Raw genomic sequence first — 22,816 nt, 5'->3', positions numbered from 1 at the left:
GGAGCGACAAGCATACCTCCTGCGCCGTCCCCGGGGCAGGGCGAGGGGAGCCGACCCCGACTGCTTCTGTCGTCCTGTGAGTCAGCCCTGTGTCGTTAAATGGCAACACCTTGCCGTGATCGGGATGCGTTCGATGCTGAAAAGGCGATAAGAGCGCTTATCGCCTCTGTCTCCGTGAGGTGAAACTGCAGGTTTCAGTCAGCGAACAGGCGTGCGGCATAACGAGCGAGTCCTGCCGCCACCGAGCCGAAGTCATCGCCACCCTCAAGCGGAATGGTGGGCAACTTCTGACGAATAAAGGCGGCGATCAGCGGCGAACGGGCGCTGCCGCCGGTGACGAAGATGCGGTCCGGCTGCACTCCTGCATTGGCAATGGCTTCGTCCATCAGCTCGCCAATCTTCTCCAGCAGCAGGGCAGAGGCGCTGGCCAGCTGTTCACGACTGAGCTCGGCTTCCAGCCCCTTCTCCAGTTCACTCAGGGATTGGCGATTCAGCTCCTGCTCCGAGAGGGCGATCTTGCCCTGCTCGGCACGCCATACCAGCTGGTGGCTCAGTTTGTGAGCGCGCAGATTGGCCAGCCGTCCCAGTTTGCTGCCCGGCAGGCTGTCGAGCTGCAGATCCTGCAGCTGACGCGCGGTATCCAGGCTGTAGAAACGGCCCTGGGCGCTGACGTCGTTGATGGCGGCGGCATCCCAGAACAGCGGGTGAGGCAGCGGTTTACCGGTCTTGAGGGTCTCGTGCATGCCGAGCAGCGGCATCATGCCTTCCACTGTCAGCCTGATATCGAAGTCATTGCCGCCGATGCGCTGGCCGCTGTGGCCGAGCAGATCGCCGCTGCGATCCAGCTGGTCGCGATGGCTCGGGCCCATGCGCAGCATGGAGCAGTCTGTGGTGCCGCCGCCGATATCCACCACCAGCACGACGGCGTCTTCATCCAGCCGCGCCTCGAACTCGAAACCGGCCGCAACGGGTTCATAAAGGAACTCCACCTGCTCGAACCCGGCTAGACGGGCCGCCTCGGTCAGGATGGCGATGGCCTGCCTGTTGCTCTCTTCCCCTGCCAGCCCCTGAAAGTTGACCGGTCGACCTATCACGGCGCGGCGTACCTGAGTGCCAAGCTGCTGCTCCGCCTCGCGGCGTACGTGCAGCATCATGGCGCAGACGATGTCTTCGAACAGGGCGATCTGGGGAACCTTGAGGCCGTAGGCGCCGAGGAAGGATTTCGGCGACTTGATGTAATAGCCATCGTCCGGCTCCTCCAGATAGCGCTCCAGCGCCGCAGCGCCGAAGCTGAGTTCGTCGATCAGCCCCTCTTCCCGCATCTGGCGGCGTACCGCCTGGGCACGGGTAACCACAGGGCCGCGCAGTTTGAGGTATTCGGCCTGCTGGGCCGGTGCCAGCCCTTCGGCCAGCAGGCCGGCGATGGCGTCTCTGTGGGGGGCGTGCAGCGTGGAGGGGAGATAGCGGGAACCGCCCAGAGTCAGCAGCCTGGGGCTGCCTTGTTCCATCACGGCGACGGCACAGTTGGAAGTACCGTAATCAAATCCGATAAACATGGGCAGCCAGACTCCTGAATAAAAAAGGGCAGGTAGCCTACCCGATGACGTCGGGTCTCACAACCCGGCACCCCGGATATTGAGGTCGCAGGGGGAAATACATAAGGGGGAGCATGTCTGTGTGGAAAACAGAGGGAAGGGCTCCCTCTGTCGTTCATGGCTACGGGTGCGAGAGGATTACTCCACCTCGTTGTCGCTATGGCCCAGGCTCTCTATGGCCTTGAGGTTGCCGAGGGTGGTATCGGCGATGGCGTGCAGTGCCTCGCGGGTCAGGAAGGCCTGATGGCCGGTAAACAGCACGTTGTGACAGGCGGAGAGGCGGCGGAACACGTCATCGGTGATCACCTCGTTGGACTTGTCGGAGAAGAAGAGGTCTTCCTCTTCCTCATAGACGTCCAGCCCCAGGGCACCGATACGGGCGGTCTTGAGTGCCTCTATGGCGGCGTTGGAGTCGAGCAGGCCGCCCCGGCTGGTGTTGATGATCATAACGCCATCCTTCATCTTGGCGAACGCCTCCTTGTTCAGCAGGTGATAGTTCTCCTTGAACAGCGGGCAGTGCAGGCTGATGACATCGGACTGGCGGAACAGGGTGTCGAGATCCACGTACTCGGCACCCAAGTCGATGGCCGCCTGACTCGGGTAGGGATCGCTTACCAGCAGACGCATGCCAAAGCCCTTGAGGATGCGCAGGGTGGCGATGCCGATCTTGCCGGTGCCGATAATGCCGGCGGTGCGGCCATGCATATTGAAGCCGACCAGCCCCTCCAGCGAGAAGTTGGCATCGCGGGTGCGCTGATAGGCTTTATGAATGCGGCGGTTTAGGGTCATCATCAGCCCCACCGCATGTTCGGCAACGGCTTCGGGGGAGTAGGCGGGGACCCGTACCACTTTCAACCCCAGCTCCTTGGCGGCAGCCAGATCCACATTGTTGTAACCGGCACAGCGCAGGGCGATGACCTTGGTGCCGTTGGCCGCCAGCTCGGTCAGCACTTCCCGGTCGGCGTCGTCATTGACGAACAGGCACACCACGGGGAAGCCGTGGGCCAACCGGGCTGTCTTGGCCTCCAGCCGTACGTCGAAGAACTCCAGCTCATAGCCATACTGGCTGTTGGCCTGATTGAAGTGTTCCTTGTCGTAGCTCTTGGTACTGAAAACGGCGACTTTCATGGTGTGCTCTCCGCAAATAATGATGTAGTTAAATTACAACAAATGTGGGCCGTCATCACGGGATAAATGGGGCCGATTCAGCCCCATGGCATGATGGGAACCGCACTCACTGCGCTTTTATACGAACCATCTACCAATTTGGTGCTGTAGGTCAGATAAACCAGCGTATTGCGCTTTTCGTCGTAAAAACGCACCACTTTCTGCTCCTTGAACACCAGTGAGGTGCTGACATCGAACACCTCCTCCCCTGCCTTCAGCTTGGCAGGCAGTGAGATGGGGCCAGTCTGATGGCAGGAAAGCGAGGCGTGAGAGGGATCTTCCGCCAGTCCCAGCCCGCCTTTGACGCCACCGGTTTTGGGGCGTGCCAGGTAGCAGGCAATGCCGGCGATTTTGGGGTCATCGAACGCTTCCACCAGGATCTTGTGGTTGGGGCCGAACAGTTTGAAGGCGGTACTCACCTCCCCGATAGGGTCGGCCTTGTCGGCCAGGGCCGGCATTGCCATCAGACAGCACGCCAGCAGCAGGCCTGTATTCATGTTTCGCATATGGTTTCCTTGGGTTGTCAGCAGCGGGCAAGGCGCGATCCCGGCACTCTGGCTGCCACGACCCCGCTTGCCTCAGAGGGCTGTCTGCCCCCAGTCCCTGATGGCCGGGGGATAATCCCGGCGGTGATGTCAGTGCCGCTCAACGCGCATGCCGTTCTAACACTGTTACCGCGGAGGATACTCCCAATATTGGGCTGGAATACTGTTGAGCAAGGGGGTCATGTCCGGGTTGGGGAGCTGAATGGTGACCCGCTTCGCCAGATTGGCGCTGGCGAGGGCTTCACGGATCTTGGGATTCTCACGGAAGAAGGTCATGAAGCTGCCATCGGCATAGGCCCGTTCCAGCCCTGTCTGGATCGCCTTGGCCAGTTTGGGGTACTCGGGGCAGACGAAAAAGAACTCGGCAAAGGGATAGCGGATCAGCAGGCGCTGATCGATGACCAGATTGGGGTATTGCGCCACCAGTTCGCTGCGCTCGGCAAAGATCTCCACCAGACTGCGCGGGAAGAAATCGAGCTTGTCGCCGTCGTTTATGAGACGAAACAGCGTGCTGTAGCGACCGGAATAAGTCGGGATACCGGCGTTTTCCAGGATCTTGTTGTCAGCCCAGCCCACACCTTGTGCCGCTTTCAATTGCTTGAGATCGGCCAGCGAATTGATCCGGTTGAACTTCTCCTGAGCGTCGCTGTGGATGAAGGAGAGGCGCAGGCCTTCCAGACCGCGAAACAGCGGGATCGGGACGGCAATGAGGGAGGATTCTAGTGCGCTGGAGGTACCCATCCAGAATACATTGATGGTCTTTCCCTTGCTCAGCTGTTGCTGCAGGCTGTACTGGTTGAGGTTGAGTTCGACCTGCTCGATGCGAAACGGCTGTCCGGCATGTGTCAGCGCCAGTTCCAGCAGTTTGAGTTGATATTCCTTGTCGAGATCGTTGATTGGTCGGCTGGGAACCTTGACCGTGAGGGTCTGTGCTTGTGCCAGCAACGGCAGACACAAGCACAGTCTGAGGAACCATTTCACTCTCTGCTCTCCTGTAGAATCCGGGACTTGCCCGGAGTCTAACAGAAGAATCAGGCAACGCGACGGTACACGTGAGTGTCGTTGAATTCCTTGGTACTCTGGCATTCAACGCAGAAGCGGGACTCGGGACGAGCCTGCAGCCGCTTGAGAGAAATCTCGTCACCGCAAGATTCGCAGTAACCAAAATCCCCTTCGTTGATACGCCTTAACGCACCCTGCAGCTTGCGCAGGTGCAACTTGTCATGCTCGATGCGGTTCAGCTCCAGACGACGGGCTTCCTCGATACTGGCACGGTCAATTTCATCAGCCATCTCGTTGGTATCGGTGGCGATGGCCTGGCTGGCCTGGGAGTTGAGGCGATCTTCGAGTTCGAGGATCTGACGCTCGATCTGCCCCTTGTAAAAGGCCAGTTGGTCTTTAGTCATGAAATCACACATACGGTTTACTACCAGTCAGTTACTAACCCAATTATCCCTGTTTATGGGGGCTGTCTGCCTGCAGACCAAGCCCTGTGTCCTGAATTTGCACCAAATCCAAGCAGGAGAGTGCAAATCAGGGCGGGCCTTGTACCAAAAAAATGCAGGCATGCAAAGCAAATAGGATAAGGATTGTGCGCCCTTGCAAAAAAATGACCTGATTCGGACAGGGTCTGACTGAGAACATGGGGGATCCTGCCCCCTCGTTGGCATCGGCCTTGCAGTGGGTCCTGGGTGAGCCAAGGTGTTTAGTATTTGGTGCCGACATGGTCATTATATGCACCGTTATTTATAATTTTTTAAACACCACCGCTTGACATCAGCCTTAACGGCGGGCTTTTATGGTGTTGTTGATTACAAGTTGATAACAAGGGTGTTCCATATACTAGACACCCTTGCCAATGGCAATCGTAAAGTCGGGGTTTAACATGGACAGTATCAAGGGCTGGATGGAGAGCAATCGCATCACGGAAGTGGAGTGCCTGTTTCCGGATTTCACCGGTAATGCCCGAGGCAAGATCATTCCAGCCAACAAATTTTTGCGCGAAGGGGGCATGCGGCTGCCCGAGGTCATCTTCACCCAGACGGTGACCGGCGAGTACCCGGATGACGACAGCATGATAGACCCGCTGGAGCGGGACATGCAGCTCTACCCGGACCCCAACACCATTCGTTTCGTGCCCTGGGCGCTGGAGCCGACCGCTCAGGTGATCCACGACTGTTTCGACATCAATGGCAACCTTATCGACATAGCGCCGCGTTCGGTGCTGCGTCGGGTCCTGTCATTTTATGAGAAACAGGGCTGGAAGCCGGTGGTCGCCCCCGAGCTCGAATTCTACCTGGTCAAGCGCAACGAAGACCCCGACTATCCTCTGGTACCGCCCATTGGCCGCAATGGCCGCCCGGAGACTGCCCGCCAGTCGTTCAGCATCGATGCGGTCAACGAATTCGACCCCATCTTCGAGGACATGTACGACTACTGCGAGGCGCAGGAACTGGAAGTGGACACCCTTATCCACGAATCTGGCGCCGCCCAGATGGAGATCAACTTCCTGCACGGCGATGCCATCGATCTGGCCGATCAGGTGTTCCTGTTCAAGCGCACCATGCGGGAAGCGGCTCACCGTCACGGCATCTATGCCACCTTTATGGCCAAGCCGATGAGCGACGAGCCGGGCTCCGCCATGCACATCCACCAGAGCCTGGAAGATGTGAACGGTCGCAATCTGTTCGGCACGGACAATGGCGGCAATAGCGAGCAGTTCATGCACTTTATCGCTGGTCTGCAGAAATACACGCCAGCCGTGACTGCCTTGCTGGCGCCGAACGTCAACTCCTATCGTCGGCTCACCTTTGGCGAGAGCGCGCCGCGCAACGTGCAGTGGGGTGTAGAGAACCGCACCTGTGGCCTGCGGGTGCCCTTCTCCGATGCCAGTGCCCGCCGGGTAGAGAACCGTTTTGCTGGCGCCGATGCCAACCCCTATCTGGCACTGGCTGCGACCCTGGCCTGCGGCTACCTCGGCATGATGGAAAAGCTGGAGCCGTTGCCGGAAATGAAGTCGAGCGCCTATGACCTGCCTTACAGTCTGCCCCGTTCGCTGGAAGAGGCCCTGAGCCATCTTGAGCAGTGCGAGCCCATCAAGGAGATGCTGGGGGAGCGTTTTATCCGCGCCTTCGTGGCTGTCAAGCGCAAGGAGTACGAGACCTACTTCGGGGTGATAAGCCGCTGGGAACGGGAGTTCCTGCTGCTGAACGTGTGATTCCGGGGGCGTGCCAGCCCTTACTGCGGGGGAGGCCAGACCCGGCCTCTCCTGTCCTTGTATCGAAGACACCAGAAAGCGAGCCAGGTGGCAGCATGCCACCTGAGAGTGGCAGTGACTGAAAGAGCGTCTGCCACCCGGATTGATTGACGAAAGAGTCCCGCTTAAATCGAAGGAACCGAGGAGCAAATACAATGCAGCACACGACACGACACGTGAGTGGCAGCAGCTGGATGCCAGCCACCACCTGCATCCCTTTACCGATTTTCAGGCGCTGAACCAGAAGGGCAGCCGCATCATCACCAGGGCCGAAGGCATCTATCTGGAAGACTCCGACGGGCGTCGCATTCTGGACGGTATGGCGGGACTCTGGTGCGTCAACATGGGCTACGGTCGTCAGGAGCTGGTGGAGGCTGCCACCAAACAGATGCAGCAACTGCCCTACTACAACCTTTTCTTTCAGACCGCACACCCTCCTGTGATCGAGTTGGCGACCCTGCTGGCCGAGGTGACTCCGCCCCATCTCAATCATGTCTTCTTCACCGGTTCTGGCTCCGAGTGCAACGATACAGTGCTGCGCATGGTGCGCCACTACTGGGCCAGCAAGGGGCAGCCGGACAAGCAGGTGATCATCAGCCGCCACAACGCCTATCACGGCTCCACCGTGGCGGGTGCCAGTCTGGGTGGCATGAAGGGGATGCACGCCCAGGGCGGCCTGCCTATTCCCGGCATAGTACACATCGATCAGCCCTATCACTTCGGCGAGGGGCAGGGCATGAGTGCCCACGAGTTCGGTCTGGAGCGTGCCCGCCAGCTGGAGCAGAAGATCCTGGAACTGGGGGTGGACAAGGTGGCCGCCTTCATCGGCGAGCCCATTCAGGGCGCCGGCGGCGTCATCATTCCGCCCGACAGCTACTGGCCCGAGATCCAGCGTATCTGCGATCACTACGGCATCCTGCTCATTGCCGACGAGGTGATCTGCGGCTTTGGCCGTACCGGTCACTGGTTCGCCAGCGAGGGATTCGGCATCAAGCCGGACCTTATGTGCTTGGCCAAGGGCATCACCTCAGGTTATCTGCCCATGGGGGCCGTGATGGTGGGGGATCGCGTTGCCAGGGTGCTGGTGGAGGAGGGCGGCGAATTCAACCACGGCTTCACCTATTCCGGTCATCCGGTGGCCTGCGCCGTCGCCATTGCCAACATTAAGCTTATGCAAAGCGAAAGCATAGTTAAGCGAATTCATGATACTATCGGCCCCTATTTGCAGCGCCGCTGGCGCGAACTGGCAGACCATCCGCTGGTGGGCGAAACCCGTGGCAAAGGCCTGGTGGCCGCGCTGGAAATAGTGCAGGACAAGCAGACCAACAGCCGCTTCCCGGCTGGGCTGCAAGCCGGCATGACCTGCCGGGAATTCTGCTTTAACAATGGCTTGGTGATGCGGGCGGTCGGCGATACCATGATCATATCGCCCCCCTTGGTCATCACCGAGGAACAGGTGGATGAATTGGTCAATCTGGCCAGGCTCAGTCTGGATCTGACGGCGGCAAAGCTGAAAGGGTAGGCGGGGGCTGGGCAGGTTGGCTTGCGCATATAATTTGCTTAGGAGACAAGGACGATGTCTTTCAAAACGGGAATGATTGCCGCTTCTGTGGCGCTGGTCATGGCAAGTACCGGTGCGATGGCCAACGAGAAGGTGTTGCACGTCTATAACTGGAGCGACTATATCGCGCCGGAGACCCTGGAAAACTTCCAGAAAGAGACGGGCATCAAGGTGGTATACGACGTGTTCGACAGCAACGAGGTGCTGGAAGCCAAGTTGCTGGCGGGCAGTTCAGGTTACGACATAGTCGTGCCGTCCAACCCCTTCCTGGCCAAGCAAATCAAGGCGGGCGTGTTCCAGAAACTGGACAAGTCCAAACTATCCAATTGGCAAAATATGGATGCCGACCTGTTGAAGGCGCTCGAACCGAGTGACCCGGGCAACCAGTACTCCATTCCTTACCTGTGGGGCACCATCGGCTATGCCTACAACGCCGAGAAGGTAAAAACCGTGTTGGGCAAGGATGCGCCGGTCAACTCCTGGGATCTGGTGTTCAAACCGGAGAACATGGCCAAGTTGAAGGAGTGCGGTGTCTCCTTCCTCGACTCACCGACCGAAATGCTGCCGGCCGCCCTGCAATATCTGGGCTTCAAACCGGATAGCCAGAAGCCGGACGAGTTGAAGCAGGCAGAGGCACTGTTCCTCTCCATCCGCCCCTATACCGCCTATTTCCACTCCTCCAAGTACATCTCGGATCTGGCCAACGGCAACCTCTGCGTCGCGGTCGGCTATTCCGGTGACTTGCAGCAGTCCAAGGCGCGGGCGGCGGAAGCCAACAACGGCGTGGCGCTGACCTACACCATTCCGAAAGAGGGGGCGGGCAGCTTCTTTGACATGATCGCCATTCCGGCTGATGCCAAGAATGCGGAGGCGGCTCACACCTTTATCAACTACCTGATGAAGCCAGAGGTGATCGCCAGCATCACCAACTTTGTGCAGTTCCCGAATGGCAACAAGGCCGCGACGCCCCTGGTGGATGAGGCTATCCGTACCGACCCGGGTATCTACCCCAACGCCGAGACGCTGCAGAAGATCTATACCTTCCCGGATCTGCCGGCCAAGGTGCAGCGTCTGATGACCCGCAGCTGGACCAAGATCAAGTCTGGCAAGTAAGTGACGAGTACCCCTCCCGGTCTGCAGTTCGGCCGGGAGGGTGGTGACAACCCGACAGGTTGAACGGCGCGTATGGATGCGCAGCTGGCATACCAAAACAGATGAGGACTGATACGTGCACACAACCAAGACAGTGACTATGACCCTGGCCCTGGGGTTGGCAAGCCTGGCTCATGCCGCCCCCGTGGTTCATTTCTACAACTGGTCCGATTATATCGGTGAAACCACCCTCAGCGATTTCCAGCAGGCGACCGGGATCAAGACCGTCTATGACGTGTTTGACTCCAACGAGACCCTGGAAGGCAAGTTGCTGACCGGACGCACTGGTTACGATCTGGTGGTGCCTTCCAACAACTTCCTGGCCAAGCAGATCACGGCAGGCGCATTCCAGAAGCTGGATCCCGCCCTGCTGCCCAATCTGGTCAACCTGGATCCCGTCTTGCTCAAGCAGCTCGACAAGGTGGATCCGGGTCACCAATACGCAGTCCCCTACCTGTGGGGAACCAACGGCATCGGTTACAACGTCGACAAGATCAAGGATGTGCTGGGAGTCGACAAGATTGACTCCTGGGCTGTGATTTTCGAACCGGAAAATATGCAGAAGCTGTCCCGCTGCGGTGTTGCCTTCCTCGACTCTGCGGACGAGATGATCCCGGCCGTGCTCAACTACCTCGGACTCGATCCCAACAGTCATAAGCCGGAAGATATCAAGCGTGCCGAGGAACAGTTGCTGAAGGTGCGGCCCTATGTGACCTATTTTCACTCATCCAAGTACATAGGCGATCTCGCCAATGGCGACATCTGTGTCGCGGCGGGCTTCTCCGGCGACATATTGCAGGCAGCGGCCCGTGCCGACGAGGCGGGCAAGGGGATCAATATTGCCTACAGCATCCCGAAAGAGGGGGGCAATCTCTGGTTTGACATGATGGCTATCCCGGCGGATGCCACCAATGTGAAAGAGGCGCATGCCCTCATCAACTATGTGCTCCAGCCCGAAGTGATCGCCAAGGTCAGCAACTATGTGGGCTATGCGAATCCCAATGCCAAGGCGGGAGAGTACATGGACGAGAGCGTGCGAGATGACGAGTCAGTCTATCCACCCCAGGCGGTGCTGGAACGGCTCTATGTGCAGCAAGCGCATCCCCGGGCGGTGCAGCGTCTGATCACCCGGAGTTGGACCAAGATCAAGTCCGGAACCTAACCTTGGCGCCCACCCCGGGGCGCCAGATTGTTTTATGGATCGGCCAAAGGCCGGTATCACGTTTGGGAGTTTGGTAATGGCGATAGCCTCCAGTGCCTACAAGAAAGCCCTCGAGGGCAACCAGCAGCGCAAAGAAGTGCTGGTCAAAATAGATCGGGTAAGCAAGCAGTTCGATGAAACGCTGGCGGTCGACAACGTGTCCCTCAACATCCACAAGGGGGAGATCTTCGCCTTGCTGGGAGGGTCCGGCTCCGGCAAATCGACCCTGCTGCGGATGTTAGCGGGATTCGAGCGCCCCACAGAGGGGCGGCTGTTCCTCGATGGCGTCGACATCACCGACATGCCGCCTTATGAACGTCCCATCAACATGATGTTCCAGTCCTATGCCCTGTTCCCCCACATGACGGTGGCGCAGAATATCGCCTTTGGCCTCAAGCAGGATGGCCTGCCCAAGGCGGAGGTGGATGCGCGGGTGGAAGAGATGCTCAAGCTGGTGCAGATGGCCCAGTATGCGCGCCGCAAGCCACATCAGCTCTCCGGTGGTCAGCGTCAGCGGGTCGCTCTGGCTCGTTCCCTGGCCAAGCGCCCCAAGCTGTTGCTGCTGGACGAACCCATGGGGGCGCTGGACAAGAAACTGCGTTCACAGATGCAACTGGAGCTGGTGGAGATCATAGAGCGGGTCGGCGTAACCTGCGTCATGGTGACCCATGATCAGGAAGAGGCCATGACCATGGCCGAGCGGATCGCCATCATGCACCTCGGCTGCATCGAGCAGATAGGCAGCCCGATGGATATCTACGAAACCCCGGCTAGTCGGCTGGTGTGCGAGTTCATCGGCAACGTCAACCTGTTTGACGGCCTGCTGGTGGAGGATGAGCAGGACCATGCCACCATCGCTTGCGCCGATCTGGAACAGCCCATCTACGTGGGCCACGGCATCAGCTCCCGCGCCGAGAACAAGAAGGTGACCTACGCGCTGCGGCCGGAAAAACTGCTGATGAGTACCCAGAAACCGACCGAGATCGAGCATCCGGACTTCAACTGGACCAAGGGTGAGGTCTATGACATCGCCTATCTGGGTGGTCACTCGGTTTATCATATCCAGCTGCCCTCGGGCAAAATCGTTCAGGCTTTCATCGCCAATGCCGAACGCCACGGCAAGCGGCCAACCTGGGATGACCAGGTGTTCCTCTATTGGGAAGATGACAGCGGCGTGGTGCTGCAATCATGAAGGCATTGAGACGACTGAAGCGACTGGGTGGGCGCCAGCTGGTGATCGGCATTCCGTTCTTCTGGCTGTTCCTCTTCTTCCTGCTGCCCTTCATCATAGTGGTGAAGATCAGCTTCGCCGAAGCGGACGTGGCGATCCCGCCTTATACCGACGTGGTGAGCTGGGCCGACAATCAGCTCACCATACTGCTCAACCTGGGCAACTACCTGTTGCTGCAGGAAGATGAGCTCTACATAGCAGCCTATATCGGCTCTCTCAAGATAGCCTTCATCAGCACAGTGCTCTGTCTGTTGATCGGCTATCCCATGGCTTACACCATAGCGCGCGCCAACAAGGAGACCCAGACGGTCTTGTTGTTGCTCATCATGATGCCAACTTGGACCGCTATTCTGATCCGGGTCTACGCCTGGATGGGGATCCTCAGCAACAACGGCCTGCTAAACAGCCTGTTGATGGGCATCGGCCTCATCGACGAACCGCTGCAGATCCTCAACACCAACCTGGCTGTCTACATCGGCATCGTTTACTCCTACCTGCCGTTCATGGTGCTGCCGCTCTATGCCAATCTGGTCAAGCATGACCAGAGTCTGCTGGAGGCAGCCTCCGATCTCGGTGCCCGCAACCTGACACGCTTCTGGCGGATCACTGTGCCCCTCTCCAAGAACGGCATCATTGCCGGCTGCATGCTGGTGTTTATCCCGGTCGTGGGTGAGTTCGTGATCCCGGAGCTGCTTGGTGGCCCGGAGACCCTGATGATCGGCAAGGTGCTGTGGCAGGAGTTCTTCAACAACCGCGACTGGCCGGTGGCCTCTGCCCTGGCGGTAGTGATGCTGGCGGTGCTGATAGTCCCCATCATCCTGTTTAACCGCAACCAGGCTAAGGAATTGGAGGGCAAGGTATGAAACGTTTCGGTTTTGCCAAGATGATGCTGTGGCTGGGGTTGCTGTTTATCTACCTGCCCATGGTCATCATGGTGATCTACTCCTTCAACTCCTCCAAGCTGGTGACGGTGTGGGGAGGTTGGTCCCTCAAGTGGTACTTCGGCCTGCTCGATAACAAGCAGCTGATTGGATCCGTGCTGCGCTCGCTGGAGATAGCGCTCTACACTGCGGTTGCTGCCGTGGCCCTGGGGACTGTGGCTGCCTTCGTGCTGACCCGGATCCCGCACTTCCGTGGCCGGACTCTGTTCGGCGGCATGGTGACGGCACCCCTGGTGATGCCCGAAGTGATCACGGGTCTGTCGCTGTTGCTGCTGTTCGTCGCCATGGCGCAACTGGTGGGCTGGCCTGCCGAGCGTGGCATGCTGACCATCTGGATTGCCCATACCACCTTCTGTACCGCCTATGTGGCGATCGTGGTGTCGGCGCGACTGCGGGAGCTGGATCTCTCCATCGAGGAGGCGGCCATGGACCTGGGAGCCAAGCCCTGGAAGGTGTTCTTCCTGATCACCATCCCCATGATCGCTCCTTCGCTGGCGGCGGGCGGCATGATGTCGTTTGCCCTGTCGCTGGATGATCTGGTGCTGGCGAGCTTTGTCTCGGGGCCGGGCGCGACCACCTTGCCGATGGAAGTTTTCTCGGCAGTGCGGCTCGGGGTGAAACCCGAGATCAACGCTGTGGCCAGCCTGATCCTGCTGTCAGTGTCGCTGTTCACCTTCAGCAGCTGGTATCTGATGGCTAGGGCGGAAAAGCGTCGCCGCGCCGAGATCGCCATGACCACCCAGATGCAGGCAGTCGCCTGACCTCGTGCTAATATCCGCATTCTCTCGTCAATCTGGAGGATGAGAATGCGGATCTTCATCTTTAGTGGCCAGGGTACCGAACTGGTACCGGGCTTGGTCAGTGCCATCAACAAGCAAGCCACTACCATACCGCTCTGGTGCGGTTTTGGCGGCCTGGGTGGTGATGAGCAAAGTGACCCACGTCATCATGGCGGCCCGGATAGGGCGCTGCACTACTACCCTGCCGATCACTACCCCTGGTGGCACAACTGGCAAACCGCCATGGGCCTTGCTGCGCCCCGCACACCCTGGCAACCAGCCGCTTTTGGCGAGAATCTGTCCGGCCTTGGGTTGACCGAGGAGCAGGCCTGTATTGGTGATGTCTATCGGCTCGGTGAGGCGCTGATCCAGATAAGCCAGCCCAGGTCCCCTTGTTTCAAACTGAACCTGCGCTTTGGTTACCCCCAGCTCTCTCAGGTGATGCAACTCAGTGTTCGCTGTGGCTGGTTGTTGCGGGTGCTGGAGGAGGGCACGGTCGCACCGCAGGAGACGATGGAGCTGGTCGACAGACCCTATCCTGCTCTGACCGTGAAGCGCACCGCCGACATATTGTTCAACCAGGTGCGCCACGAAGCGGATCTGCTGTTGCTGCTGGAAAACCCGGCGCTTTCCCCCAATTGGCGCCAGCATGCGGCTAACTGGCTGGAACATGGTGTGGTGGCTGATTGGCAGCGCCGTTTGCTGGGCCCGGCCGAATTTCAGTTTTCCTGAGGTAGGTTGGAAAAATGTCACAGCGGTGCACCCTTTCTGTGAACCCTGGGCCAAAGCGTTGAATAGTTGAACCAATGGCCACTTTTTTCCTGTCAAACGTAAAAAAGGCTTGTGTCATGTCAGGGCTTTAGGTAAATTCTCGCCCCGCAGACATCGGTGTGTAGCGCAGCTTGGTAGCGCACTTCGTTCGGGACGAAGGGGTCGGAGGTTCGAATCCTCTCACACCGACCATATTAGAAAAGGCCGCTCAATGAGCGGCCTTTTCGCATCTGGATTTTGCTGATCCTCGGTACGAGAAATATTGCTGGTTGTGACCGAGGCATATCGATACCGAGACAGCTTTTCTTTTCTCTTTCCTCTTGTCTCTTCTTGCCGTCGTGTTGCGCAGCCATTAAAAGGGCCACCGCTCGGTGGCCCATGGGGGGAGTCTGATCCTGACTCCGGCACTCTAGATTGTGGCAATCTCGCTATGGGTCTTGTCTATGGTGCCCTCCTTGCGCGCCAGGCGCTTACTCAGATATGCCAATGCTGATGCCGCAATGCCTTGAAGCTGTGTTGAGGTTGCAAGGCCGCGTGCTTGGGGTACTCACTAATGAAATGTTCGATTCCCTCCATCAGTTGTGAACGTAATGAAGACACGGGCTCATGCCAGGCTTGCAGGCATAAATGGCCGGGGATCAACTGCTCCTGATAATCTTCCAGCAGCTGTTCTGGCCAGGGTTCAATACCGGAATTGCGTTGCAGTAGATAATGGGCGGCGGGTTCACGGGCATAAATGAACTGAATCTGGGCCAGATCGCGTTGGCTTAGCGTTTGACTGTTTATGTGACAGGTCAAATATTTTCCCGTCTTCAGATCCAAGAAGTGACCGCGTTGCCGACAGGCTACGATGCGATACCAGGGCAGGTGCGAACAGAGAGAGTATCCCTCAAGCTCCTGTTCCAGCCAGTGGCGACACTCGGGTGTCTGCACCTCGTCGAGCATGGACTCGAGCTGTGTCAACAAGGCTCTGGATGGTTTGGTGGCCAGTTTCGCACTCATCGCCTGCAATCCTCCCTCTGCACACAATCCCGAATTTCAGTATGGACCCGTGGGCGGCAGAGGGGGTAACGATTCTAATGATTAAAATCAGATTAGCAGCGTGATTTTTATGCAATAGGTGGGGTCAGCCCACCAGATAGGTTCCGGTACCGAAGGCGATGTGGGTGCCCTCTTCGTTGTGCAGTTCCATTCGGGCGACGGCGACCTTGCTGCCAGCACGGATGATGTGGGCGGTGGCGATGAACTCGTTGCCGCGGCCCGGGCGCAGGTAGTCCACCCGCAGATCGATGGTGCCGAGGCGGGAGAATCGCTCCTTGAGGTAGTTGGGGGAGAAGTCTTCCAGCTCGTCGATGCAGGAGGCGGCGACTATCATGCCGCCGGCCACATCCAGCAGACTGGCGGTGACGCCGCCGTGCAAGATGTTGTGGAAGGGGTTGCCGATCAGCTTGTCATCCATCTTGATGCGCAGCTCCACCTTGTCAAAGTCGTAGTGGGTCACCTGCATGCCAATCAGCTTGTTGAACGGCATCCGCTCGGCGAACAGGTTGGCAATGCCACTGAGCGCCATCTTCTTCAGTATGTGTTTCATTCTCTGATACCGATCCCTGTTATCAAAGCCGAGTAAAAACTCCAGCCAGTCTGCAACACTTCCTTAACAGTCGCAATGGCAGGTTTATTGTGAGCGGCGGCTGCTTTAGAATGGCGACCCCAAAGGAGAGCCCATGACCGTCATTGCCGAAACCTTGCCCGATACCCCTCTTGCCCTGTTGCAGGCGGTATTCGGCTACCAGCAATTTCGGCCGGGCCAGCTGGAGATCATCGAGCAGATAGTGGCGGGACGCGATGCCATGGTGCTCAAGCCCACAGGTGGCGGCAAGTCACTCTGCTTCCAGATACCGGCGTTGCTGAGACCCGGGCTGGGCGTGGTGGTCTCTCCTCTTATCTCGCTGATGAAGGATCAGGTCGACAGCCTGCGGGCCAACGGTGTGGCGGCCATCTACATCAACTCGGCCCTGAGCCGGGAGGAGATGATCCAGAACTTTGCCGCCATGCGTCGCGGCGAGATCAAACTGCTCTACGTCTCCCCCGAGCGCTTGTTGCAGCACGAGTTCATGGATCGGCTGGCGGAGCTGCCACTCGGCCTGTTCGCCATCGACGAGGCCCATTGTGTCTCCCAGTGGGGGCACGATTTTCGGCCGGAATACGCGGCGCTCGGGCGGCTCAAGCAGTGGTTCCCCCAGGTGCCCGTGGTGGCGCTCACAGCCACCGCCGACGAGGCGACCCGCAGCGATATGCTGCACCGGTTGGAGCTCAATGATCCCTTCATCCATACCGCCAGCTTCGACAGGCCCAATATCCGCTACAGCCTGGTGGAGAAGTTCAAGGCGGCGGAGCAGCTGCTGCGCTACGTGCAGAGCCAGAAGGGCAACTGCGGCATCGTCTACTGCTCCAGTCGTAATCGGGTGGAGGAGGTGGCCGAGCGCCTCTCCCGCCACGGCAGCAAGGCCGCGCCCTACCACGCCGGTCTGCCCCTGGCCCAGCGCCAGCAGACCCAGGATGCCTTCCTCAAGGATGACATCGAGATAGTGGTGGCAACGGTGGCGTTCGGCATGGGGATCGACAAGCCGAACGTGCGCTTCGTGGTGCACTACGACATCCCCAAGAACATCGAATCCTACTATCAGGAGACGGGCCGGGCCGGCCGTGACGGTACCCCGGCCGAGGCGCTGCTGCTGTACGACCCCGCCGACATAGGCCGGGTGCGGCGCCTGCTCGACAACATAGAAAACCCGCAGCAGTTGCAGGTTGAGCAGTACAAGCTCAACGTGATGGCGGCCTTTGCCGAGGCGCAGACCTGCCGTCGTCAGGTGCTGCTCAACTACTTCGGTGAATACAACGACAAGCCGTGCGGCAACTGCGACATCTGTCTGGATCCGCCCAAGAGCTACGACGGCACCGAAGATGCCCAGAAGGCGCTCTCCTGCGTCTGGCGGGTGGGTCAGAACTTCGGGGTGGGCTATGTGGTGGAGGTGCTGCGCGGCTCTCTCAACCAGCGCATCAAGGATCACGGCCACGACAAGCTGTCGACCTACGGCATCGGCAAGGATCAGAGCCACGAGTACTGGATGAGCGTGATCCGCCAGCTGATCCACAAGGGGCTGCTGACCCAGAACATCACCCGCAATCTGGTGCTGCAGCTGACCGAGGCATCCCGCCCCGTGCTGCGTGGCGAGATGAAGCTGGAACTGGCGGTGCCGCGGCTGCAACCCATCTCCAGTCGCAAGGAGAAGCGCAACGGCCTGCTGGACAACGCCAACTACGACAAACGACTGTTCAAGGAGCTGCGCGGTCTGCGCAAGCAGATCGCCGAAGACGAAGAGGTGCCGCCCTACGTGGTGTTCAATGACGCGACTCTGGTGGAGATGGCTCAGCTGATGCCGATGACCGAGGCTGAGATGCTCGCCATCAATGGCGTCGGGCATCGCAAGCTGGAGCGCTTCGGCGAAGCCTTTATGGACCTTATCATCGACTACTGTCGGCGGTAGGCAATGACCCTGACTCCCGCTCAGAAGGGCGGGAGGGGAGGCGAAATTTTTCACCTCCAACTCAGGGCAAGATGAGGGTTGGGTCGCCTGGATAAGGCGGGTTATTTCAAGCTGGCATAGAAGGCAGCCAGATTTTCCATGTCTGCTTCGGTCAAGGGGGCCATAAAAGGCACCATCAAGGGCTCCTGGCGGCTGCCATCCTTGAAGGCTTTCAGCTGTTTCACCAGATAGGCGTGGTTCTGGCCAGCCAGATGGGGATAGTGGGGGATCAGTGCCTTGCCTTCTACCCCGTGACAGGCAGCACAGACCGCCGCCTTGGCCTTGCCCGCTTCGATATCGGCGGCCTTGGCCAGATGTCCCCAAGCCAGTGCCAGCAGCGGCAGGGCATACACCCATCTTTGCATCTTCTTCTCCTTGAAATGAAATAGCGCAATCGCCCGTTAGCCGAACTCGGCCGACGGCGGTATAAAGAGTGACACGAGCATACGCAGGGACGAATCGCACCACCATGAAGCTGATCAACACTTTTGCCACTGAATTGCCCTGGGCTTGTGAGCCTGTCGTCCCCCAGCCACTGCGTGAACCCAGGTTGCTGCATCTCAATCGTGGCCTGCTGGCCGAGCTGGGGCTGGATGGTGTCAGTGACACAGACTGGCTTGCCTGTTGTGGTCTGGGGCAGCCGCTGCCCGGCATGCAGCCTGTGGCGCAGGTCTATGCGGGCCATCAGTTTGGTGGTTACAGCCCGCGCCTCGGTGATGGCCGCGCCCTGTTGCTGGGGGAACAACTAGCCACCGATGGCCAGCGCTGGGATCTGCACCTGAAAGGGGCGGGCAAGACGCCCTTCTCCCGCTTCGGTGACGGCCGAGCCGTGCTGCGATCCAGCATCCGCGAGTATCTCGCCTCAGAGGCGCTCCATGCCCTCGGTATTCCTACCACCCGCGCACTGGTGCTGGTGGGCAGCAAGGAGCCTGTCTACCGGGAGCAGGAAGAGACGGGCGCAACCGTGTTGCGTACCGCGCCCAGCCATCTGCGCTTCGGTCACATCGAATACTTTGCCTGGAGTGGTCAGGGGGAGAAGATCCCGGCTCTCATCGACTATCTGCTGCGTTACCACTTCCCCGAACTGGAAAACGGCGCCGAGCTGTTTGCCGAAGTCGTGCGCCGCACGGCACGACTCATCGCCAAGTGGCAGGCTGCGGGTTTCTGCCACGGTGTGCTCAATACCGACAACATGTCCCTGCTCGGACTGACCCTGGATTACGGTCCCTACGGTTTCATCGATGCCTATGTGCCGGATTTTGTCTGCAACCACTCGGATCCGGATGGTCGCTATGCACTGGATCAGCAACCGGCGGTGGGTTACTGGAATCTGCAAAAGCTGGCTCAGGCGCTGGCCGGGCATGTCGACGGCGACGCCCTGGCCACCTCGCTGGCCCAGTACGAACATCAGCTGATGCTGCACTACTCCGAGCTGATGCGAGCCAAGCTTGGGCTGACGCAGTGGGAGGAGGAAGATCCCGCCCTGTTCCGCCAGCTGTTCCAGCTGCTGGCGAGCCAGGGGGTGGATTATCACCTCTTCCTGCGCCGGCTGGGTGAGGTGACAGGAACGGGTGAGTGGCCTGCCTCTCTGCTGGCCTTGCTGCCGGATCCTGACCTCTGGCAGGGATGGCTTGAACTTTATCGGGTCAGGCTGACCCGGGAGGGGGGCGAGGATGCCGTCCGCAAGGCACAGATGGATGCCATCAATCCCAAGTACGTGCTGCGCAATGCCCTGGCCCAGCAGGCGATAGATGCCGCCGAGGGTGGGGATATGACCCAGTTCGAGCGGCTGCTTGCTGCCTTGCAGCAGCCCTATGATGAACAACCCGAGTATGCAGATCTGGCTACGCCCGTCCCCCAGTGGTATTGCGGTGGTGAGCTTTCTTGCAGTAGCTGAGGAATAAACCATGAATTGGCGCGTGAATCGCATCGAACTGGAACAAGGCGTTGTGATGCTGGATTGCCCGGGACTCTGCTGGGATACCTTTCCGGCGCTGGCTGAGGGCTTGCTGCAGAAGTGGGAGTTAGGGCTTGTCGACAAGGTGTGGGGCGCCGATCGTCACAGCTGGCGGCTGGAATTTGAAGGGAGTCAGCTCAGGCTGGAATATGAGCACTACAGCGGTTGCTGGCTGGCGGCAGTGCAGCCGGCAGATCGCGAGGTGGTGATCTGGCTTGGCCGACTGCATAAAGATTGAACTATCGGTTTGGGGCCTATGGTCTTGACCCTTAGGCGACAATGGCCGCTGGCCGAATCAGCAGCATAAAGATTGAACTATCAGTTGGGGGGCGTATAATCTCGCCCCTCAATTATCGCCAATGGTGGCGGTATGGGTTCCCTAACCCCATTAACCAAAAAGGTCACAATATGAATTTGACCCCTGCTCAGCACCGCACGGCGCTGGTGCGTCTCTCTTTGTTCCATATCCTGATCATTGCCAGCAGCAACTATCTGGTGCAGCTGCCGATCACCATTTTCGGCTTTCACACCACTTGGGGGGCGTTCAGCTTCCCGTTCATCTTTCTGGCCACCGACCTGACGGTGCGAATCTTCGGTGCCGGCCTGGCACGCAAGATTATCCAGACAGTCATGCTGCCTGCGCTGACGGTGTCCTATGTCCTCTCGGTACTGTTTTTCGAAGGCAGTTTCCAGGGGGTCGGTAATCTGGCCGAGTTCAACCTGTTCGTGGCGCGCATCGCTCTGGCCAGTTTCATGGCCTATCTGGTGGGCCAGTTCATGGATGTGGTGGTGTTCAACCGGCTGCGGCTGCTCAGGGCCTGGTGGGTGGCGCCAGCTGCCTCGACCCTGTTTGGCAATCTGGTGGATACCATCGCCTTCTTCAGCATCGCCTTCTGGCGCAGCACGGATCCCTTCATGGCCGATCACTGGGTCGAGATCGCCACCGTGGACTATGTATTTAAGCTGCTGATAAGCCTTGGGTTGTTTGTACCGCTCTACGGTGTTTTGCTGCGTTACCTCAGCCGCAAGCTGGTGGGTGAGGCCGGATTGGCCGGTCTGCAAACGGCGACGCGCCAAGCCTGACGAGATTGACCACCCCAGCGGTGGTCAATTTTTTTGCACTTTCGGAAAATAAGGGTTGCTTAGTTAAATGAGAATGATTATTGTTAACTTGTTTTCCGGGAAAGACTTCATTCGTTCCAACGTGATGGACTTCTTGTGAAGGCACGACATTGCTCACATTGCTTCCAGTTATAGGGCCAGTTCTTCTGGCCCTCTTTTTTTGTCTTTTTTTCAGCAAGTTTCAGCCATAAAAAATGGGAGCCAAGGCTCCCATCGTCATGTTGATTTCGGCTTACTCGATATCGAGTGCCTCAGGGGAGAGGATCACCCCTGTGGTATCTGCGTAGAGATGATCATCCGGCAGGAAGGTGACGCCACCGAAGTTGACCGGCAGATCCGTCTCTCCCACGTCCTTGCTGTCGGCGCCGACCGGAATGGCCGCCAGTGCCTGGATGCCGATATCCAGATCTTCCAGGATGTCGACTTCGCGCACGCAGCCATAGCAGACGATCCCTTCCCACTCGTTCTCGGCGGCCGTGGTGGCAATGTCGCTGTCGATCAGGGCACGGCGCATGGAGCCACCGCCATCGATCAGCAGCACGCGGCCGACGCCGTTCTCTTTGACGAGCTCACGAATAAGACCGTTTGATTCAAAGCATTTCACCGTGGTGATGACGCCGCCGAAAGAGGCGCGGCCGCCGAAGGAGCAGAGCATGGGTTCGAGCACATCCACCATGTCCTGATAGATGTCGCACAGTTCTGAAGTGTTGTATTCCATTGTGTCAAATCCACCGCTGGAAACAGGTGGAACCAGTATAAGGAGTGGGACTGGCATTTCAATGAATATTCCTTGAACAACAACAGGGATAACGTTTTCTGCATAAGCTCAATGCAGTCTATCCCTTGTTTGTGAGAGGCCCATAGTGTTGATCCGTCATAAATTGATCCTGAATACCGCGCTGGTGGCCGTTGCCATGCTGGTGCTGAGCGCTCTGTTCCTCTACTCCAGCCAGGTAAGCCGCCACCTGGCTGAAGCCCAACGCAATGTGGACGGGCTCGAAATCGCCATGTTGAACCTGCGGCGTGCCGAGAAGGATTTTCTGATCCGCAAGGATCTGACCTTCGTCGAGCGCTTCAATAAAGAGTTGGCTGATTTCCACACCCTCAACCGGACTCTGAGCACAGATGACAACATCAGCGTCGTGCACGGTGAACTGGCCAGGCTGGATCAGCAGATGGGGCTCTATGGCAAGGCCTTCAACGATCTGGTGTCCCAGCAGCAGACTATCGGGTTGGGGCCGGAAGATGGGCTTTATGGCCGCTTGAGAGCGGCGGTGCATCAGGTTGAAGAGGGGCTCAAACAGCTGGATCAGCAAGGGCTGCTCGTCACTATGCTGCAACTGAGACGGGCGGAGAAAGACTTCATGCTGCGCTCTGACATCCAGTATCTGGAGCGTTTCCAGACCCTGCACAAGAGCTTCCAGGATAATCTGGCAGCATTGCCGGAGGCTGACCGTGGCAAGCTGGAGCAGGCCAGCCAGCAGTACCGGCAGGACTTCGTTGCCCTGGTGCAGGGGATGCAGGTGCTGGGACTGAAAGAGGATGAGGGACTGCGCAACCAGATGCGGGATCTGGTGCATCAGACCGAGCAGGGCTTTGCGGCTGTCGGCCAGCACATCGCCGACGAGCTGGTACGGCAGACCTCCCGCCTCAACAGTTTGATGCTGGTGTGTGGCGGAGTGATCATAGTGCTGATTGGCGTCATGAGCGTACTGCTGGGACGCAGCATAGACAGACCCATCTCGCGGGTGAATGACACAGTCAATCGCATCCGCCATCGAGCAGCAGAGCCTGGTGGCCAACGAGGTGAATCGCAACGTGACCAACATCCGTGATATCGCCCAGGAGTCGAGTCTGATGGCGGAGGAGAATGCCAAATCCAGCCATGGGTTGACCGAGCAGGCCAAGCTGCTCCACCAGGCGGTGGCCAAGTACCGGGTGTAGCTGCCTG

22 protein-coding genes, 1 tRNA gene and 1 pseudogene are annotated in these 22,816 nt (G+C 58.7%); 15 read left to right on the top strand and 9 right to left on the bottom strand.

Going from position 1 to position 22,816, the window contains the following annotated elements; genetic code table 11:
• Positions 1–194: 194 nt before the first annotated feature.
• The 5 genes from yegD to AXW79_RS16125 form a co-directional block, all read right to left on the bottom strand.
• Positions 195–1,556, bottom strand: coding sequence for a molecular chaperone (gene yegD / locus AXW79_RS16145; protein WP_005318313.1), 1,362 nt, complete (start codon positions 1,554–1,556; stop codon positions 195–197).
• A 177-nt stretch (positions 1,557–1,733) separates the two neighbouring features.
• Positions 1,734–2,723, bottom strand: coding sequence for a 2-hydroxyacid dehydrogenase (locus AXW79_RS16140; RefSeq protein WP_005318315.1), 990 nt, complete (start codon positions 2,721–2,723; stop codon positions 1,734–1,736).
• Between the two features lie 77 nt (positions 2,724–2,800).
• Positions 2,801–3,259, bottom strand: a complete 459-nt coding sequence (locus AXW79_RS16135; RefSeq protein WP_005318317.1) for a CreA family protein — start codon at positions 3,257–3,259, stop codon at positions 2,801–2,803.
• Between the two features lie 174 nt (positions 3,260–3,433).
• A complete protein-coding gene (locus AXW79_RS16130) occupies positions 3,434–4,288 on the bottom strand; it encodes a hypothetical protein (RefSeq protein WP_005318320.1) in 855 nt (284 codons plus the stop codon).
• A gap of 50 nt (positions 4,289–4,338) precedes the next feature.
• Entirely contained in the window at positions 4,339–4,725 is a 387-nt protein-coding gene (locus tag AXW79_RS16125) for a TraR/DksA family transcriptional regulator (protein ID WP_005318322.1), read from the bottom strand.
• Positions 4,726–5,192: 467 nt separating this feature from the next.
• On the opposite strand from AXW79_RS16125, the gene AXW79_RS16120 reads away from it, so the two are divergent.
• The 9 genes from AXW79_RS16120 (at position 5,193) to AXW79_RS16080 (ending at position 14,391) form a co-directional block, all read left to right on the top strand.
• Complete coding sequence (locus tag AXW79_RS16120; protein ID WP_005318324.1) at positions 5,193–6,524, top strand: glutamine synthetase family protein; 1,332 nt, start codon at positions 5,193–5,195, stop codon at positions 6,522–6,524.
• Positions 6,525–6,666: 142 nt separating this feature from the next.
• On the top strand, positions 6,667–8,085 hold the full coding sequence (locus AXW79_RS16115) for an aspartate aminotransferase family protein (RefSeq protein ID WP_005318327.1): 1,419 nt from the start codon (positions 6,667–6,669) through the stop codon (positions 8,083–8,085).
• Between the two features lie 54 nt (positions 8,086–8,139).
• On the top strand, positions 8,140–9,237 hold the full coding sequence (locus tag AXW79_RS16110; protein ID WP_011898245.1) for a polyamine ABC transporter substrate-binding protein: 1,098 nt from the start codon (positions 8,140–8,142) through the stop codon (positions 9,235–9,237).
• 139 nt (positions 9,238–9,376) lie between these two features.
• The gene (locus AXW79_RS16105; protein WP_005318330.1) at positions 9,377–10,438 is read left to right on the top strand and encodes a polyamine ABC transporter substrate-binding protein; all 1,062 of its coding nucleotides are present in this window, start codon (positions 9,377–9,379) and stop codon (positions 10,436–10,438) included.
• A 76-nt stretch (positions 10,439–10,514) separates the two neighbouring features.
• Positions 10,515–11,669 (top strand): polyamine ABC transporter ATP-binding protein, encoded by a 1,155-nt coding sequence (potA, locus tag AXW79_RS16100; RefSeq protein WP_005318332.1) that lies wholly within the window; start codon positions 10,515–10,517, stop codon positions 11,667–11,669.
• Positions 11,666–12,571: an ABC transporter permease subunit gene (locus tag AXW79_RS16095; RefSeq protein ID WP_005318334.1), complete on the top strand. Its 906-nt coding sequence runs from the start codon at positions 11,666–11,668 to the stop codon at positions 12,569–12,571. The genes potA and AXW79_RS16095 overlap by 4 nt, the downstream gene beginning before the upstream one ends.
• Positions 12,568–13,410, top strand: coding sequence for an ABC transporter permease subunit (locus tag AXW79_RS16090; protein ID WP_005318337.1), 843 nt, complete (start codon positions 12,568–12,570; stop codon positions 13,408–13,410). Before AXW79_RS16095 ends, AXW79_RS16090 begins: the two co-directional genes overlap by 4 nt.
• 45 nt (positions 13,411–13,455) lie before the next feature.
• Complete coding sequence (locus tag AXW79_RS16085) at positions 13,456–14,160, top strand: MOSC domain-containing protein (protein WP_005318340.1); 705 nt, start codon at positions 13,456–13,458, stop codon at positions 14,158–14,160.
• A 154-nt stretch (positions 14,161–14,314) separates the two neighbouring features.
• Positions 14,315–14,391 (top strand) — tRNA-Pro (locus AXW79_RS16080).
• Positions 14,392–14,673: 282 nt separating this feature from the next.
• On the opposite strand, the gene AXW79_RS16070 is transcribed toward AXW79_RS16080, so the two are convergent.
• Entirely contained in the window at positions 14,674–15,201 is a 528-nt protein-coding gene (locus tag AXW79_RS16070; RefSeq protein WP_005318344.1) for an AbiTii domain-containing protein, read from the bottom strand.
• A gap of 124 nt (positions 15,202–15,325) precedes the next feature.
• A complete protein-coding gene (locus AXW79_RS16065) occupies positions 15,326–15,790 on the bottom strand; it encodes a thioesterase family protein (RefSeq protein ID WP_005318346.1) in 465 nt (154 codons plus the stop codon).
• 133 nt (positions 15,791–15,923) lie between these two features.
• Between AXW79_RS16065 and recQ the strand changes: the two genes are divergently transcribed.
• Positions 15,924–17,747 carry an ATP-dependent DNA helicase RecQ gene (gene recQ / locus AXW79_RS16060; protein ID WP_005318348.1) on the top strand — a complete coding sequence of 608 codons (1,824 nt, stop codon included), beginning with the start codon at positions 15,924–15,926 and terminating at the stop codon, positions 17,745–17,747.
• 101 nt (positions 17,748–17,848) lie between these two features.
• Here the strand turns inward: recQ and AXW79_RS16055 are convergent, their stop codons facing one another.
• On the bottom strand, positions 17,849–18,151 hold the full coding sequence (locus AXW79_RS16055) for a c-type cytochrome (protein ID WP_005318352.1): 303 nt from the start codon (positions 18,149–18,151) through the stop codon (positions 17,849–17,851).
• A gap of 104 nt (positions 18,152–18,255) precedes the next feature.
• On the opposite strand from AXW79_RS16055, the gene AXW79_RS16050 reads away from it, so the two are divergent.
• The 3 genes from AXW79_RS16050 (at position 18,256) to AXW79_RS16040 (ending at position 20,826) form a co-directional block, all read left to right on the top strand.
• Positions 18,256–19,683 carry a protein adenylyltransferase SelO gene (locus tag AXW79_RS16050; protein ID WP_005318354.1) on the top strand — a complete coding sequence of 476 codons (1,428 nt, stop codon included), beginning with the start codon at positions 18,256–18,258 and terminating at the stop codon, positions 19,681–19,683.
• Between the two features lie 10 nt (positions 19,684–19,693).
• Positions 19,694–19,981: a DUF3630 family protein gene (locus AXW79_RS16045; RefSeq protein ID WP_005318356.1), complete on the top strand. Its 288-nt coding sequence runs from the start codon at positions 19,694–19,696 to the stop codon at positions 19,979–19,981.
• 170 nt (positions 19,982–20,151) lie between these two features.
• Positions 20,152–20,826, top strand: coding sequence for a 7-cyano-7-deazaguanine/7-aminomethyl-7-deazaguanine transporter (locus tag AXW79_RS16040; protein WP_005318359.1), 675 nt, complete (start codon positions 20,152–20,154; stop codon positions 20,824–20,826).
• A gap of 271 nt (positions 20,827–21,097) precedes the next feature.
• On the opposite strand, the gene rraA is transcribed toward AXW79_RS16040, so the two are convergent.
• Complete coding sequence (gene rraA, locus AXW79_RS16035; protein WP_005318362.1) at positions 21,098–21,583, bottom strand: ribonuclease E activity regulator RraA; 486 nt, start codon at positions 21,581–21,583, stop codon at positions 21,098–21,100.
• 145 nt (positions 21,584–21,728) lie between these two features.
• On the opposite strand from rraA, the pseudogene AXW79_RS16030 reads away from it, so the two are divergent.
• Positions 21,729–22,640 (top strand): annotated as a pseudogene (locus tag AXW79_RS16030) (chemotaxis protein); the annotation flags it as partial.
• Between the two features lie 43 nt (positions 22,641–22,683).
• Entirely contained in the window at positions 22,684–22,809 is a 126-nt protein-coding gene (locus AXW79_RS23995) for a hypothetical protein (protein WP_005318366.1), read from the top strand.
• Positions 22,810–22,816: the final 7 nt, after the last annotated feature.

The sequence above is a fragment of the Aeromonas salmonicida subsp. salmonicida genome (assembly GCF_001643305.1).
Lineage (GTDB): Bacteria > Pseudomonadota > Gammaproteobacteria > Enterobacterales > Aeromonadaceae > Aeromonas > Aeromonas salmonicida.
Note: the sequence above shows the minus strand (reverse complement) of the source record. Positions and strands in the feature narration are given on the sequence as shown.